This is a genomic window from Streptomyces sp. 13-12-16, from assembly GCF_002114215.1.
Classification (GTDB): domain Bacteria; phylum Actinomycetota; class Actinomycetes; order Streptomycetales; family Streptomycetaceae; genus Streptomyces.
This window is the reverse complement of sequence record NZ_NCTE01000820.1, coordinates 1-14,196: the sequence shown is the minus strand read 5'-3', so window position 1 is coordinate 14,196 and position 14,196 is coordinate 1. Positions and strand designations below refer to the sequence as shown.

At 73.4% G+C, this 14,196-nt stretch carries 10 protein-coding genes; 3 read left to right on the top strand and 7 right to left on the bottom strand.

From position 1 onward, the window contains the following. Window positions 1-1,532, top strand: a 1,532-nt coding sequence (locus tag B7767_RS29700) for a von Willebrand factor type A domain-containing protein (protein ID WP_256923619.1), incomplete at its 5' end; no start/stop codon positions are given. 98 nt (window positions 1,533-1,630) lie between these two features. Beyond that, window positions 1,631-3,547, top strand: a complete 1,917-nt coding sequence (locus tag B7767_RS29695) for a long-chain fatty acid--CoA ligase (protein ID WP_085574850.1) — start codon at window positions 1,631-1,633, stop codon at window positions 3,545-3,547. On the opposite strand, the gene B7767_RS29690 is transcribed toward B7767_RS29695, so the two are convergent. The 3 genes from B7767_RS29690 to B7767_RS29680 are packed head-to-tail and all read right to left on the bottom strand — an operon-like array spanning window position 3,528 to window position 6,435. Beyond that, a complete protein-coding gene (locus B7767_RS29690; protein WP_085574849.1) occupies window positions 3,528-4,082 on the bottom strand; it encodes a DUF1990 family protein in 555 nt (184 codons plus the stop codon). The genes B7767_RS29695 and B7767_RS29690 overlap by 20 nt on opposite strands. Further along, a complete protein-coding gene (locus B7767_RS29685; protein WP_085574848.1) occupies window positions 4,075-5,298 on the bottom strand; it encodes a cysteine desulfurase-like protein in 1,224 nt (407 codons plus the stop codon). Before B7767_RS29685 ends, B7767_RS29690 begins: the two co-directional genes overlap by 8 nt. A 39-nt stretch (window positions 5,299-5,337) precedes the next feature. Beyond that, complete coding sequence (locus B7767_RS29680) at window positions 5,338-6,435, bottom strand: AI-2E family transporter (RefSeq protein ID WP_085574847.1); 1,098 nt, start codon at window positions 6,433-6,435, stop codon at window positions 5,338-5,340. 122 nt (window positions 6,436-6,557) lie between these two features. On the opposite strand from B7767_RS29680, the gene B7767_RS29675 reads away from it, so the two are divergent. Next, on the top strand, window positions 6,558-9,179 hold the full coding sequence (locus tag B7767_RS29675) for a SpoIIE family protein phosphatase (RefSeq protein WP_085574846.1): 2,622 nt from the start codon (window positions 6,558-6,560) through the stop codon (window positions 9,177-9,179). A 60-nt stretch (window positions 9,180-9,239) separates the two neighbouring features. Here the strand turns inward: B7767_RS29675 and B7767_RS29670 are convergent, their stop codons facing one another. The 4 genes from B7767_RS29670 to B7767_RS29655 all read right to left on the bottom strand — a co-directional run. After that, a complete protein-coding gene (locus tag B7767_RS29670; protein WP_085574845.1) occupies window positions 9,240-10,439 on the bottom strand; it encodes a glycoside hydrolase family 64 protein in 1,200 nt (399 codons plus the stop codon). A 122-nt stretch (window positions 10,440-10,561) separates the two neighbouring features. Next, on the bottom strand, window positions 10,562-11,335 hold the full coding sequence (locus tag B7767_RS29665; protein ID WP_085574844.1) for an aminotransferase class IV: 774 nt from the start codon (window positions 11,333-11,335) through the stop codon (window positions 10,562-10,564). 82 nt (window positions 11,336-11,417) lie between these two features. Continuing rightward, complete coding sequence (locus tag B7767_RS29660) at window positions 11,418-12,101, bottom strand: PAS domain-containing protein (RefSeq protein ID WP_256923618.1); 684 nt, start codon at window positions 12,099-12,101, stop codon at window positions 11,418-11,420. Window positions 12,102-12,608: 507 nt separating this feature from the next. Beyond that, window positions 12,609-14,196: helix-turn-helix transcriptional regulator (locus B7767_RS29655; RefSeq protein ID WP_143652694.1), on the bottom strand; the 1,588-nt coding region annotated here is incomplete at its 5' end.

Here is a 14,196-nt window from a genome sequence, read left to right as displayed (position 1 = left end):
CGGCCGGAGCGCTGCTCGCGCTCGCGGCGGCGAGCTGCCTGCTGGTCGGCGGCTGCGGCGCGGGGAGCGACAGCGGCTCCAGGGCGAACGACGCCTCCTACGACCGCGGGGGCGACTCGGGGCCGCCGCCCGCCCCCGACCGGGGCCCGGGAGGGCGGTACGAGGGTGAACGGGGCGAGGGCGGGCAGGACTCCCGCGAGGTCGCCCCCGGTCCCGACCACTTGTCGACCTTCGCGCTGGACGTCGACACCGCCTCGTACGGCTATGCCCGCCGCACCCTCGCCGAGGGCCGGCTGCCGGATCCGTCGACCGTCCGTCCCGAGGAGTTCGTCAACAGCTTCCGGCAGGACTACGAGCGTCCCGGCGGTGACGGCTTCACGGTCACCGTGGACGGCGCCCGCACGGAGGAGGAGGAGGACTGGTCGCTGGTCCGGGTCGGCCTGGCCACCAGGGCCGCCGATCCGGACGGTGAACGCCCGCCCGTCGCCCTGACGTTCGTCATCGACATCTCGGGTTCGATGGCGGAACCGGGCCGCCTCGACCTCGCGCGGGACTCCCTCGCGACCATGACGGACCAGCTGCGCGACGACGACTCGGTGGCCGTCGTCACCTTCAGCGACGAGGCCGAGACCGTCCTGCCGATGACCCGGCTCGGCGGCAACCGGGGCGAGGTGCACGACGCCGTCGACAGCCTGGAGCCGACCGACTCCACCGACCTCGGGGCGGGTGTGGAGGCCGGGTACGGGACCGCCGTCGAGGGGCTGCGCGAGGGCGCGACCAACCGGGTCGTGCTCGTCTCGGACGCCCTCGCCAACACCGGTGACACGGACGCCGACGCGATCCTCGAACGCATCGGGGAGTCCCGCCGCGAGCACGGCATCACCCTGTTCGGCGTCGGTGTCGGCAGCGACTACGGCGACGAACTCATGGAGAGGCTCGCCGACGAGGGCGACGGCCACACGGTGTACGTGTCCGGCGAGGAGGACGCCCGCGAGGTGTTCTGCGAGCAGCTTCCCCGCAACATCGAGCTGACGGCCCGTGACGCCAAGGCGCAGGTCGCCTTCGACCCGGAGACGGTCGCCGAGTTCCGGCTCGTCGGCTACGACAACCGGCGGGTCGCCGACGAGGACTTCCGTGACGACCGCGTGGACGGCGGCGAGGTCGGCCCCGGCCACACCGTGACCGCCCTGTACGCCGTGCGCACCCGGCCGGGGGCGGAGGGCCACCTCGCGACGGCCACCGTGCGCTGGCTCGACCCCGACAGCCGCACCCCGCACGAGGAGACGGGCGACCTGGAGGCCGGCGGTCTCGCCGACTCCGTGTGGAGCGCGCGGCGCGGTCTGGCGGTCACCGCGACCGCGGCCTACTTCGCCGACGCCCTGCGCTCCTCCGACCACCGCTACAGCGCGCTGCCGGGCGCCCCCGGTCTCGGTGAACTCTCCGAACGCGCGGGCGACCTGGCGGACCGGACGGAGGACGAGGACATCCGCGGGCTGGCGAAGGCGATCCGTGCGGCGGACCGACTGGACTGACCCCCGCCCATTGACTGATTCTTACGCACGGGTAAGTTTACTTTGGAGTAAGTACGGCAGCACCAGCACGAGAGCATCAGCCGCGACCGGGAGCCGTCATGGGCGTACGCAGGGATCTGAAACGGGCGACACGACGCACGGGTCCGACGAACCGGACCGTGGTCGAGACCGTCAGGGACGAGCACGGCGTCGTCCGTGAGGCCCGTACGGCGGTTCTGGCCCCGCGGCGGACCACCGGCAGCACGGCCGACATCCCGTTCACCAACGCGGCCGAGGCACCCGACGCGGTGGTGCTGCGGCGCGAGGAGCACGGCACCTGGCGCCCGGTGACGGCGGCGGCCTTCGCCCGGGAGGTCACCGCCGTGGCCAAGGGGCTGATCGCCGCCGGGCTGGAACCGGGCGACCGGGTCGCCGTGATGTCCCGTACGCGCTACGAGTGGACGGTCCTGGACTTCGCGATCTGGTCCGCCGGCGGCCGGGTCGTGCCGGTCTACCCCACCTCCTCGGCGGAGCAGGTGGAGTGGATCGTCCGTGACTCCGGCGCCCGGTACGTCGTCACGGAGACCGCGCAGAACACGGCCGCCGTCACCGCCGGCACCGCCGCCCACCCGGAACCGCCGCGCGTGTGGGAACTGGACACGGACGCCCTCGCCGAACTCACCGCGCTCGGCCGGGACGTCCCCGACGAGGAGGTCACCGGGCGCCGTACGGCCCTGACCCCCGACACCGTCGCGACCGTCTGCTACACCTCCGGCACCACCGGGCGCCCCAAGGGCTGCGTCCTCACCCACGCCAACCTGTACGCCGAGGCCGCCAACACGGTCGAGCTGCTGCACCCCGTCTTCAAGGAGGTCACCGACCAGGTCGCCTCGACCCTGCTCTTCCTCCCGCTCGCCCACATCCTCGGCCGCACCATCCAGATCGCCTGTCTGCTCGCCCGCATCGAGACCGGCCACTGCCCGAGCATCAAGCCCGCCGAACTCCGGCCCGCGCTCAGGGCGTTCCGTCCGACGTTCCTGGTCGGCGTGCCCTACCTCTTCGAGAAGATCCACGACACCGGCCGGGCCACCGCCGAGAAGATCGGCCGGGGCGCCTCCTTCGAACGCGCCCACCGCGTCGCCGTCCGCTTCGGCGAGGCCCACCTCGACAGGTTCCTGGGCCGCGGCAAGGGTCCCGGCCCGCGGCTGTACGCCGCGTGGGCCCTGTACGACCTGCTGGTCTACCGCCGGGTCCGCAAGGAACTCGGCGGGCGGGTGCGCTACGCCATCAGCGGCGGCTCCCCGCTGGAGCGGGACCTCAACCTCTTCTTCTACGCGGCCGGCATCATGGTCTACGAGGGCTACGGCCTGACCGAGACCACCGCCGCCGCCACGGTCGTCCCGCCGCTGGGCCCCCGCCCCGGCACGGTCGGTCTGCCGGTCCCCGGCACCGCGGTCCGCATCGCCGACGACGGCGAGGTGCGGATCAAGGGCGGCATCGTCTTCGGGTCGTACTGGAACGACCCGGCCGCCACCGACGAGGCGCTCGACGACGGCTGGTTCGCCACCGGCGACCTCGGCTCCCTCGACGAGGACGGCTATCTGACCATCACCGGCCGCAAGAAGGACATCCTCGTCACCTCCGGGGGCAAGAACGTCTCCCCGGCCGTCCTGGAGGACCGGCTGCGCAGCCGCCCGCCCGTCGGCCAGTGCCTCGTCGTCGGCGACAACCGCCCCTTCGTGGCCGCGCTGATCACCCTCGACCCCGAGACGGTCGCCCACTGGCTGGCGGTGCGCAAGATGCCCGCCGACACCCCGATGTCCGAGGTCGTACGCGACCCGCGGATGCGCGCCGACGTGCAGAAGGCCGTCGACTACGCCAACGAGGCCGTCTCCCGCGCGGAGTCCATCCGCGCCTTCACCCTGGTCGAGGGCGAGTTCACCGAGGAGAACGGACTGCTGACCCCCTCGCTGAAGGTGAAACGGCGGGCGGCGCAGGAGGCGTACGCGAAGGAGATCACGGCGCTGTACTCCTGACCCCCGCGTCCCGCAGGACACGGAGGTAGCGCCTGCGGACGTGGAGCTGCGCCAGCAGGAGAACGGGGAAGAGCGGGCGCCAGGGACCCGCCGGCGCCGCCCGGGTCAGGGAGCGCAGGGTCAGCAGGACCCGGCCGTCGCCGTCCCGGTGCACGATGAAGGCCTCTTCGCCGCTGACCGGGTGGCCCCGGCGGGTGCCGTAGGCGAAACCGCGCCGGTCCCCGGTCTCCACCACGGCGACGACCTCGACCGGTTCCCGTACGACGCACCGGCCGAGGCCCGCCGTGACGGTGTACCGCCCGCGCTCGCGCACGCCGGTGCCGCCCCCGTCGGCCGGGGCGACGGCGAAGCCGCTGCGCCGTTTGACCTCCCACCGCAGCACCGCCTCGCCGGCGGCGTTCCAGGCGTCCTCCCCCCGTCCGATCGTCACGGTCCTCTCGAACCGGCGGAACCCGGGCGGGGACGCCGGCCAGATGGGGGCCCGCGGAGCGGTGGCGCCGCGGGGGCCGTAGGTGAGACCGCCGTCCTCACCCATGTGCGTCCGTCCTCCGCTCCAGGAAGTCGGACAGGCCCGTCAGCAGCCGGTCGACGTCCTCACCGCTGGTGTAGGGGGCCAGGCCGACGCGGAGGCCGCCGGTGTCGCCGAGGCCGAGGTGGCGGGACGCCTCCAGCGCGTAGAAGCTGCCGGAGGGCGCGTGGACACCGCGTCCGGCGAGGAAACGGTAGGCGTCCTCGGTGCGGTGGCCGTCGAGGGTGAGCAGCAGGGTCGGGGTGCGCCGGGCCGCCCGGGAGTGGACGGTGACCTGCTCCAGGGCCGCCAGCCCCTTCTCCAGCCGGTCGCGCAGGACGCCCTCGTGTTCCTCGATCCCCTCGAACGCCGAGGCGAGCCGTTCACGGCGGCTGCCGCCCGGCCCGGCGCCCAGCCCGGCCAGGAAGTCGACCGCCGCACGGGTGCCCGCGAGGAACTCGTAAGGCAGCGTGCCCAGTTCGAAGCGCTCGGGCACCGCGTCCGTGGAGGGCAGCAGTTTGTCCGGGCGCAGTGTCTCCAGGAGTTCGGGACGGGCGGCCAGGACGCCGTGGTGGGGGCCGAGGAACTTGTACGGGGAGCAGACGAGGAAGTCCGCGCCGAGCGCCTCGACGTCGACCGGGGCGTGTGCGGCGTAGTGCACCCCGTCGACGTACAGCAGGGCGCCCGCCTCGTGCGTGATCCGCGCGATCTCGGCGATCGGGGGCATCGTGCCGATCAGGTTGGAGGCCGCGGTGACCGCGACCAGTCGGGTGCGGCCGGAGAGTCGGCCGCGGACGTCGTCGGCGGTCAGTTCGCCGGTGGCCGGGTCGAAGTCCGCCCATCGGACGGTGCAGCCGGCCCGTTCGGCCGCCTGCACCCAGGGGCGGATGTTGGCGTCGTGGTCCAGCCGGCTGACGACCACCTCGTCGCCCGGTGACCAGGTCGCGGCGAGGGTACGGGAGAAGTCGTAGGTGAGCTGGGTGGCGCTGCGGCCGAAGACGACGCCCGCCGGGTCGGCGCCCAGCAGGTCGGCCATGGCGCGCCGGGCCTCGACGACGACGGTCTCGGCGTTGCGCTCGCCGGGCAGGCCGTCGCCGCGGATCGAGAGCGGCCGGGAGAGCGCGGCGGCGATCGCCTCGATGACGGGCAGCGGCATCTGGGTGCCGCCGGGGCCGTCGAAGTGCGCGGTACCGGCGGCCAGCGCGGGAATCCGGGCACGCAGTGCGGTGAGGTCGTACGTCACGGGGGGGCCTCCTGTCGGTGCGGAAGGTGGGCGTGCCGGTCAGGCGGAGGAGCCGTCGGCCGGCAGTGCGGGCGGCGGGTCGGAGAGCTGCTCGCGCAGGTAGTTCCAGACGACCGCGATCAGCGCGGCCACCGGTACGGCGAGCAGGCTGCCGACGATGCCGGAGAGGCTGCCGCCGAGCGTCACCGCCAGCAGGACGACCGCCGCGTGCAGTCCGAGACCGCGGCTCTGGATCATGGGCTGGAACACGTTGCCCTCGAGCTGCTGCACCACGACGATGACGGCCAGCACGAGCAGAGCGTCCGTCAGGCCGTTGGACACCAGCGCGATCAGCACCGCGACGAAACCGGCGAACAGGGCCCCCACGATGGGCACGAACGCGGACACGAAGGTCAGCACCGCCAGCGGCAGCACCAGGGGGACGTCCAGGATCCACAGGCCCAGGCCGATCAGTACGGCGTCGATCAGGCCGACGAGCGCCTGGGACCGTACGAACGAGCCCAGGGTGAGCCAGCACCGCTCGGCGACGGCGGGCACGTCCGTGGCGAGCCGGCCGGGGAGCTGCCGGCCGAGCCACGGCAGGAAGCGCGGGCCGTCCTTGAGGAAGAAGAACATCAGGAAGAGCGCGAGGACGGCCGTGACCACACCGTTGAAGACGGTGCTCACGCCGGTGACGGCGGTGGTGGCGATGGCCCCGGCGCTGTCCTGGATGCGGGCGGTCGCGGTGTCGAAGGCACCGGCGATCTGTGCGTCGTCGATGTTCAGCGGCGGCCCCGCGGCCCATTCGCGCAGCCTCTGGACGCCCTCGACGACACCGTCGGCCAGCTCGCCGGACTCCGATGCCACGGGCACCGCGATCAGGGCCGCGGTGCCCGCGGCCACCAGCAGGAAGAGCACGGTCACCAGGGAGGCGGCGAGCGCGGGGGCCAGGCCGCGCCGGCGCAGGAAACGGGTCGGGGGCCAGGTGAGCGTGGTGAGGAGGAGACCGACTATCAGCGGCCAGACCACCGACCACATCCGGCCCAGCACCCACAGCACCACCGCCGCCGCCACCAGGACCAGCAGCAGCTCACCGGAGACGCGCGCCGACGTGCGCAGCGCGGCGCGGGTTCTCCCCGCGTTCAACGTGGCAGACATGGAGGCACCTTATGGGGCCCGCCGGTCACGGTGATCGCCCGGGATCCGTTCGAGAGGACGTGCGGCGGGGTTCCACCGTGTCGGCCGGGGGACGGCCGGGGCCGGTGAGGCAGACTGAGACCATGGCCGACCTCGATGCCCGCGGGACACCGTCGCGTCGGTTCCCTCCGGCGCCGGAGAGCGTGGCGGAGGCCCGGCGGTTCGTGCGGGATGTCCTCGGTGGTGCCGCACCGGACCTGGTGGACACGGCTCAGCTGCTGGTCAGTGAACTGGTCACCAACGCCGTCCTGCACGCCCGCACCGAGGTCGAGGTGGCGGCCCGCGTCGACGACGGCACGGTCCGTGTGCGGGTCGGCGACCGCCGGCCGGACCGCGTGCTCGTGCCGCACGGATGCCCGCCCTACGCCGGCACGGGACTGGGTCTGCCGCTGGTCGCCGGGCTGTCGTCCCGGCAGGGCGTCGAGACCGGTGCCGGGGGCAAGACGGTCTGGTTCGAGCTGCGGCCCGAGGGGCCGCCCCGGCGCCCGGACGACTGGGAACCCGCCGCGGCACCCTCCGTCCCGGGAACGACGGTGACGCTGCTCGACGTGCCGGCGGCGCTCTGCGCGGCGGCTCAGCAGCACCGGCACGCCCTGCTGCGCGAGGTGACCCTGGCCGTCGCCGCCGGTCACGATCTCGGTGTACCCCCCGAGGACCTGGCCGTCGCACTGGACATGAGCCAGCTGATCACCACGTCCGTGACGACCGCGCTGCGGCGGGAGCCCTCCGGGCAGGCGATCCGCTCACTGCCCCTGTCGGTGCCGCCGGACGCCGAGCCGTCGGTGCAGACCCTGCGCGCGGTGCTCGACCTGGTCGAGGAGGGCGCCCGTGAGGAGCGCCTGCTGACGCTCCCGGCGCTGCCGCGGCAGCGTCTCTTCCACCAGTGGCTGTTCGACCAGATCGTCGGACAGCTGGCGGGGGCGCACCCCACGGCGTGGACGGTGGTGCCCGGGGATCCGGGCACCAGCCCCTCGGAACTGGTGGCGTGGGACGCCGGGCAGGTGCAGGCGAGCAGGACCCCGACGATCGCCGCCGACGAGCGGAACCGGATCATCGCGGCGAACGGGCCGGCGGCGGACCTGCTCGGCTGGCACCCGGACGACCTCGTCGGACGTCCGCTCACCGCACTCGTCCCGGAACACCTCCGCAGACGGCACGTCGCGGCGTTCACGTCCCTGCTGCTCAGCGGGCAGCCCCGGATCCTGGGCCGCTCGGTGCCGCTGCCCGCGCTGCACCGCGACGGCCGGCTGGTCCCCGTGCGGCTGTTCATCCAGCCGCAGGAGACGGCCGACGGCCGCACCGTCTTCGTCGCCCAGCTCGCCCCGCGGGCGGCCGTTCCCGACCCCTCCACGGACCGGCCCGGCCGCGCCCGGTCCATGCCGGAGGGAGAACCGGAGCGGCTGCCCCCGCCGGCCGCCGGTGAGCACGGCCGGGACACGGACCGGACCACGCTGGAGCGGCTGTCGCTGCTGGCCGACACGTCGGCCGCGCTGAGCAACGCCCCGCACCTGGAGGAGGGTCTGGAGCGGGTGGGCCGGATCATCACCAGGCGGCTGGCCGACTGGTGCGCGGTGGACCTGTTCACGGAGAGCGGCCAGGTGGAGCGGGTCTCCCTCACCCACCGCTCGCTCCGTGGTCCCCGGCCCGAGGAGTACGAGGGCCGGCTCCCGCCGGTGTCCGACGCCGCCCGCGGTCCCCTGGCCCGTGCGCTGCGCGGGGCGGGCCCGCTGCTGCTCACCGGGCCGCCGTCGTCCAGCCAGGTCGCGAGCCCCCTGGACGCCCACTACCTGGGGCTGTTCCGGACCATGGGCGCGGACAGCGCGGTCGTCGCCCCGCTGCGGGCCCGCAGGCAGATCATCGGCGCCCTCACGGTGGCCCGCCGCGGACGCCGGACGCCGTTCACGGAAGAGGATCTGCCGCTGGTCCACGACCTGGTGCGCGGTCTCGCCCTGGGCGTGGACAACCTCCGTCTCCACCAGGAGACGCGCAACATCGCCGAACGTCTCCAGCGGTCGCTGCTGCCGAGGCTGCCGGAGGTCGGTCATCTGCGGCTGGCCGCCCGCTACGCCGCCTCCTCCGCCACCGCGCAGGTGGGCGGTGACTGGTACGACGGCTTCCTCCTGCCCAGCGGGGACACGGCGCTGGTCATCGGCGACGTCACCGGGCACAACCTGGACGCGACCATTGCCATGAGCCAGTTGCGCAGCATGCTGCGGGGCATCGCCGTGGACCGTCAGGAGCCGCCCGAGACCGTTCTGCACCGCCTGGACATGGCGAACCACAGCCTCTACCTCGAGTCCACCGCCACCTGTGTCTACGCTCTGGTCAAGGGCTCCGAGGACGGCCCCTGGGAGCTGGTGCACTCCTCCGCCGGGCATCCTCCGCCGCTGCTCATCGAACCGGACGGCCGTACCCGCTACCTGGAGGACGGCTCGGGGCTGCTGCTCGGGGTGGACCCCCGGGTGTCCCGTCCCCGGGCCCGGGACGCGATCGCGGCGCACGCGACGGTGCTGCTGTACACCGACGGACTGATCGAACGCCGGGGAGAGCACCTGGACGACGCCATGGAGCGGCTGCGCCGGCATGCGGCGGCGCTGGCCCGGGAGCCGCTCGACGTGCTCTGCGACGAGTTGCTCATCGGGCTGGGCGCCGACAGCGACGACGACATCGCCGTCCTGGCCGTGCGGCCCGTACCGCCGCGCTGACCGCCGTCCTCCGGCGGTCCGGTGGCGGCGCGTCCGGTCCGCGCGCCGCCACCGGCCCGGTCAGTCGAAGGGGTCGAGGACGAGGGAGGCCTGGCTCGGGTTGCCGTCGTGGACGAGCGACTCGTGGTTGCCCACGTCGTCGAAGGCGAAGGCGTACGCCTTGCCGTCGGCCGTCTGCGCGTGGATGGCGCGGGCGTAGTGGTTGGTGACGGAGTCCTGGTAGAAGCCGCCGGAGCCGGAGTCGGGCTGGTTGGGGTTGGTCAGGAGCGTGGAGCGGTTGAATCCGGCGCACAGGGTGCGGGAGATCGGGCCGCGCACCTGGTCGTTGGGGGCGTCGAGCATCCTGTGGCAGCCGAAGACGGAGGAGGCGTCCGGCTTCTGGAAGCCGGTGACGACGGTTCCCGCGCCGTTGGTGAAGTTCATGACGCCACCGGAGACCCGGCCGTAGTACTTGGTGCCCGGCTGGTCGGCGAAGGGGGTGACCGTCAGGGTGGAGCCGGTGTACTTCTGCCAGACCCGGTTGATGTAGTCGTCCATGACCGACGCCGGCAGGGCGCCCGTCTCCAGTCCGTACAGCGGGGACAGGGCGCGCAGCACGGTGCCGTCGGAGCGGGTCTGGATCAGGTCGGCCCAGCCTCCGGACCGCCCCCTGAGCGTGTTGAGGACCGCGTTGTAGCCGCCGGGCTTGAGCTTGCCGGTGCTCGTCGTGCTGCCGTCGGCGCGCCGCACCCCCACCGAGTAGGGGGCGGAGAACATGTCCACCTGGGTGCTGTTGAGCCACAGGCCCGAGTCGTTGAGGGTGTACTCGGACCAGTTGAAGAGGATGTCGCGGTTGGGGTCCGTCGGGTTCTGCACGGCGGGCTGCACCAGGCCGCCGGTGGTCAGCTTGAAGACGAGTTTCCGGCCGTAGGAGAAGTAGATGCGGCCGGAGAACTTGGGGACGCGGATGGTCGTGGACTGTCCTGCCGCCGGGCCCGTCATCGAGGCGTCGGGCGCGGGGGTGGGCGGGTTGCCGCCCGCGGGCCAGGGGTGGAACGTGCCGCTCGCGTCGGCCCAGCCCTGTCTGCCGGTCGACAGCTGGGTGCCGAGGTTGTAGACGTACAGCTGCTCGCCGCGGCCCGAGTTGTTGGTGATCTTCAGGGGGATGGTGTCCGGGACCGCGGCGGGAGCGGCCGTCCCGGCGGTGAGCAGTGAGCCGGCGATCACCGAGGCGATGACCGTCCCCAGGGTGAGGACGCGGCGTCCGAGTAGGCGGAACATGCTCTGCCTCCGTTCGACTTCGTCGGTGGGGGGAAGGATTTGAGAGCGCTCTCAAGCGTTCCGCTTTGATGTAGACCTGTCAACAGTTCGGTGCGCGCGCCCCGGTCCGGGGCGCGTGCGTACTACAGCCGCTCGGCCGGGAGCGACGCGTAGCGTTCGACGAGGGCGGTCACCGTGGGGTGATCGGCGGGGAACACGAGTTCGTCCACCTGGGTGACGGGAACGACCCCGACGGCGGCATTGGTCGCGAACACGGCCTCGCACCGGGCGAGTTCGGGCAAGGTGACGCGGGCGGACGTCCCGACCCCGGCGCGGCGCAGGAGCTCGCGGGCGGTGCCCGCCAGGGCCGGACCGGCGGGCCAGACCACCCGGCCCTCGCGGACGACGCCGACGTTCCAGGTGCTGCCCTCCAGCACCCCCGAGCCGCCGTCCGTGAACAGGACGTCGTCGAAGCCGGCCCGCCGCGCCTCGCGCCGCAGCCGCAGGACGCCGAACAGACCGACGCCCTTCACCTCCGGGAGGTCCCGGAGGTGAACGGCGGACCGCACCCGCAGCGGCTCCGCCCCGGCAGCGGGCGCGGGCCTGGCCGTCACCAGGACCCGCGGGTCCGCGTCCTGGGCGATGTTGCCGAGGTGGAGGGCCGGATCGAAGACCGTGATCCGCACGGTGCACCGGCCCGTCGCCGGCACCGCCCGGCGCGCCCAGACCCGCACCCGTGCGAGGTCGAGCGTCGCGTCGAAGAGGACACGGCAGTCCCGGGCCAGACGGTCGAGGTGCAGTTCCGGTCCACGGACCCGGCCGTCCTCGACCGCCATGGTGGTGAAGTGGCCGTAGTTGGTCAGGGCCAGTGCCCTCAGCGCCTCCGGGGCGACGGGCGAGCCGTTCAGTTCGGTCATGGACCCCACCGTGCCACCCGCCGGGGAGGAAGGACCCGCCGGCCGCCGCGGCGGAGCGCGCGCCGGCCGACGGGTACCGGACTCATTTGACGAAGTCCTCGACGACCTTCGGCGGCCAGGTGCCGACCTTGAGCACGCCCATGGAGTAGGCCCGGGACACCAGGGCGGCCCGGTTCGGCACCTTGAGCTTCCGGAGCAGACCGGAGACGTGGTACTCGACTCCCTGGCGGCTGAGGTAGAGACGGGAGGCGAGCGGCACGGTGGAGACACCGGCGGCTATGCCTTCGAGGATACGGGCGTCCACCTCGCTGAGGAGCTTCTTCCGGGGCACCACGACCCCGGAGTCCGTGCCCTCGCCGTCCGCCGCGGGCAGCATCACCAGGATCGCGGCGACGTCCGGGAGGTGGCCGCCGCGCACCGCCGTCGCGGTCAGCGGAAGCGTGTGCGCGGTGTCCTGGCCCACGGTGATGACCTCGGTGGCGAACCGGTGCCGCTTGCCCTCCAGCATGCGCGAGAACTGCCGCATCAGGGGCTGCCGGACGCTGGGGTGCACCAGGTCGCAGAAGGGACGGCCGCAGAGGTCCTCCGCGGGGCTGCCGAACCGGCGGTCGAACTCCTGGCTGACCTGCTGGATGGTCAGGGTGGGGTCCAGGCAGGCCACGGAGGTGGGGGACCCATGGACGCCGGCGGCCGCGGCGTCCAGCGCCTCGGTCCCGTCGAGGATGTTCGGACGGTCCATGACGAGGTCGTGGGGAGAGAGCGTCAAGGAACTCAGACCCTTCTGCGTGGTGCGGCGAGGGAACCAGGAACACGGACGTTTTCCGGAGGACACGGAAGTGCCCGATCCCGCTGAAACGCCGTGCCGGTGACTGAATGATGCGGAGATTACGGAGACGGCTGTCCGCGGGTCAACGCGAAAGTGGTCCGGCCCGCCAATACTGTGGTCGGCCCTTCGGTGGGTACGGTCCCGCACCGAAGGGGGTTCGGTGTTCGGGGGTTCGGTGCGCCCGCGGCGACCGCAAGCGGCCAGACCGCTCATACCGCATCGAAATACCTGGTGGGAGCAGTCGGCGGGGGTGTGACCGACACACCGGGCCGACGGCACCGGCCCGACGCGGGCGGTCGGGCCCGCCCCGGGCGGACGGACGGCCTCCGGGCAGGGACCCCGCCACACCGCGGGCACGGCACACGGAAACGCCCGGGCACGGTGCTCCCATTCCGCACACCGTTTCCGGGCGTCGGGAAGAACTCATTCCCTCGGGTCGGACGTCTTTTACGCGCCGGAAATCAGGGCGATCAGTTCTCGTCGGCCGGCGATGCCGAGTTTCCGATAGGAATGGGTGAGGTGCTTCTCCACCGCCCGGGAACTGACTCCCATGGTCTCGGCGATCTCCTGGTTCGTCAGACCCCTGCACGCGAAGGCGGCGACCCGGCGTTCGGTGCGGGTGAGGACGGCCTCCGGAACGGGGACGGCGGGGAGCGACGGCCCGCCGCCTGCGGCGCGTTCCACCAGCCATGGCGCACCGCACGCGGTGGCCAGCGTGGCGGCCTCCCGGACCAGGGCCTCCGACTCCACTCCCCCGCCCAGGCGTTCGGCGAGCGCGAGCAGGGCACGGGCGAGTTCCAGCTGATTGGCGGAGCCGCGCAGCACGGTGACCGCCTGACGCAGCAGAGCGGTTCCCCGGCCGCCCTGCTCCAGTCGGCCCAGCAGGCGCAGCGCCCTGCCCAGACCCACCGGCGCCCCCCACCGTTCGGCCCGGGCGTGCTCCTCCTCCGCGAGGGAATGCGCCGTACGGAGGTCTCCGAGGCGGCGATGGACACCGATGGCCCAGGGACGCCAGGGGAACAGCACCGGGTTCTGCCAGCCGGCAGCGTCCAGGCGGCGGCCGCAGGACTGGAGGGAGTCCAGCGCTCCGGTGAGGTCGCCGGCCGCCACGTCACCGGCGGCCTGCAGCAGGCGCAGCATCACGGTGACGGTCAGTCCCTCGTCACGGATGTGTTCGGCGCGCCGGACCACGCGCCGGGCCAGCGAGGGGTCCCGGGTCTCCAACGCCACCATGGCGTGCGCGAGGGTGGCGACCGTGCCGAGACTGTGCCGGTCGGCCTCGGTCATGCGCAGGGCGGTCTCGGACTGTTCGCGGGCCTGGTCGAGACGGCCCCGGCCGATGTGGATCAGGGCCCGTTCGATGTGCACCAGCGCGTCGGTCGGCGCGGTGTGCCGTTCCAGGGCCCGGGACTCGACGGCGAGCCAGGAGTCGAGCGCCTCCACGGAGTCGGCGGCGACCATGGTGATGACCACCAGGGGAAGGGTGGACTGGACGCGGGCGGAGGTCGCCGGTTCCCGGTCCAGGACGCGCTCCGCCAGGCGGACCACGTCCGCGGCCGGCAGGCCGGCGCCGAAGGTGGCCGCGAGGAGCAGGGCGATCGTCAGTTCCCGCTCGCCACCGGTGTCCAACGGCGGTCGGGAGCCGAGGCGCCGCAGGCGTTCGGCGGCGTCGGCGAGTTCGTAGGGATCCTCGTAGGCGCAGTGGCGCAGCCTGGCCTCCAGGCGCAGGGCGAGGTCACGATCGGTTCCGGTGAGCGCGGCGGCCGGCCCGAGTCCCTCCGCGGCCTGGCGCAGCAGGTCGACCACACCGGACGGGGCGGGGCCGAGGGGGGTGGGTGCGATGCGCAGCACCGCCGCGGCACGGTCCCGCGCCTCGGGCAGCAGGCTGATCGCCTGAGCGATGTGCCGTTCGCAGGCCGGCGGGTCGAAGACACGCTCGGCGGTGCCGAGTTCGACGAGCAGGCGGGCCCGGTCGGTGCCCTGCGCGGCGCTGTCGAGAAGGGCGCGCCGCAGGTAGCGGGCCGCGGCGTCGGGG

Excerpts from the sequence above, each read along its gene's own strand:
- B7767_RS29695 (WP_085574850.1), top strand. The coding sequence starts at position 1,631 with ATGGGCGTACGCAGGGATCTGAAACGGGCGACACGACGCACGGGTCCG.
- B7767_RS29690 (WP_085574849.1), bottom strand. The coding sequence starts at position 4,082 with ATGGGTGAGGACGGCGGTCTCACCTACGGCCCCCGCGGCGCCACCGCT.
- B7767_RS29680 (WP_085574847.1), bottom strand. The coding sequence starts at position 6,435 with ATGTCTGCCACGTTGAACGCGGGGAGAACCCGCGCCGCGCTGCGCACG.
- B7767_RS29675 (WP_085574846.1), top strand. The coding sequence starts at position 6,558 with ATGGCCGACCTCGATGCCCGCGGGACACCGTCGCGTCGGTTCCCTCCG.
- B7767_RS29670 (WP_085574845.1), bottom strand. The coding sequence starts at position 10,439 with ATGTTCCGCCTACTCGGACGCCGCGTCCTCACCCTGGGGACGGTCATC.
- B7767_RS29665 (WP_085574844.1), bottom strand. The coding sequence starts at position 11,335 with ATGACCGAACTGAACGGCTCGCCCGTCGCCCCGGAGGCGCTGAGGGCA.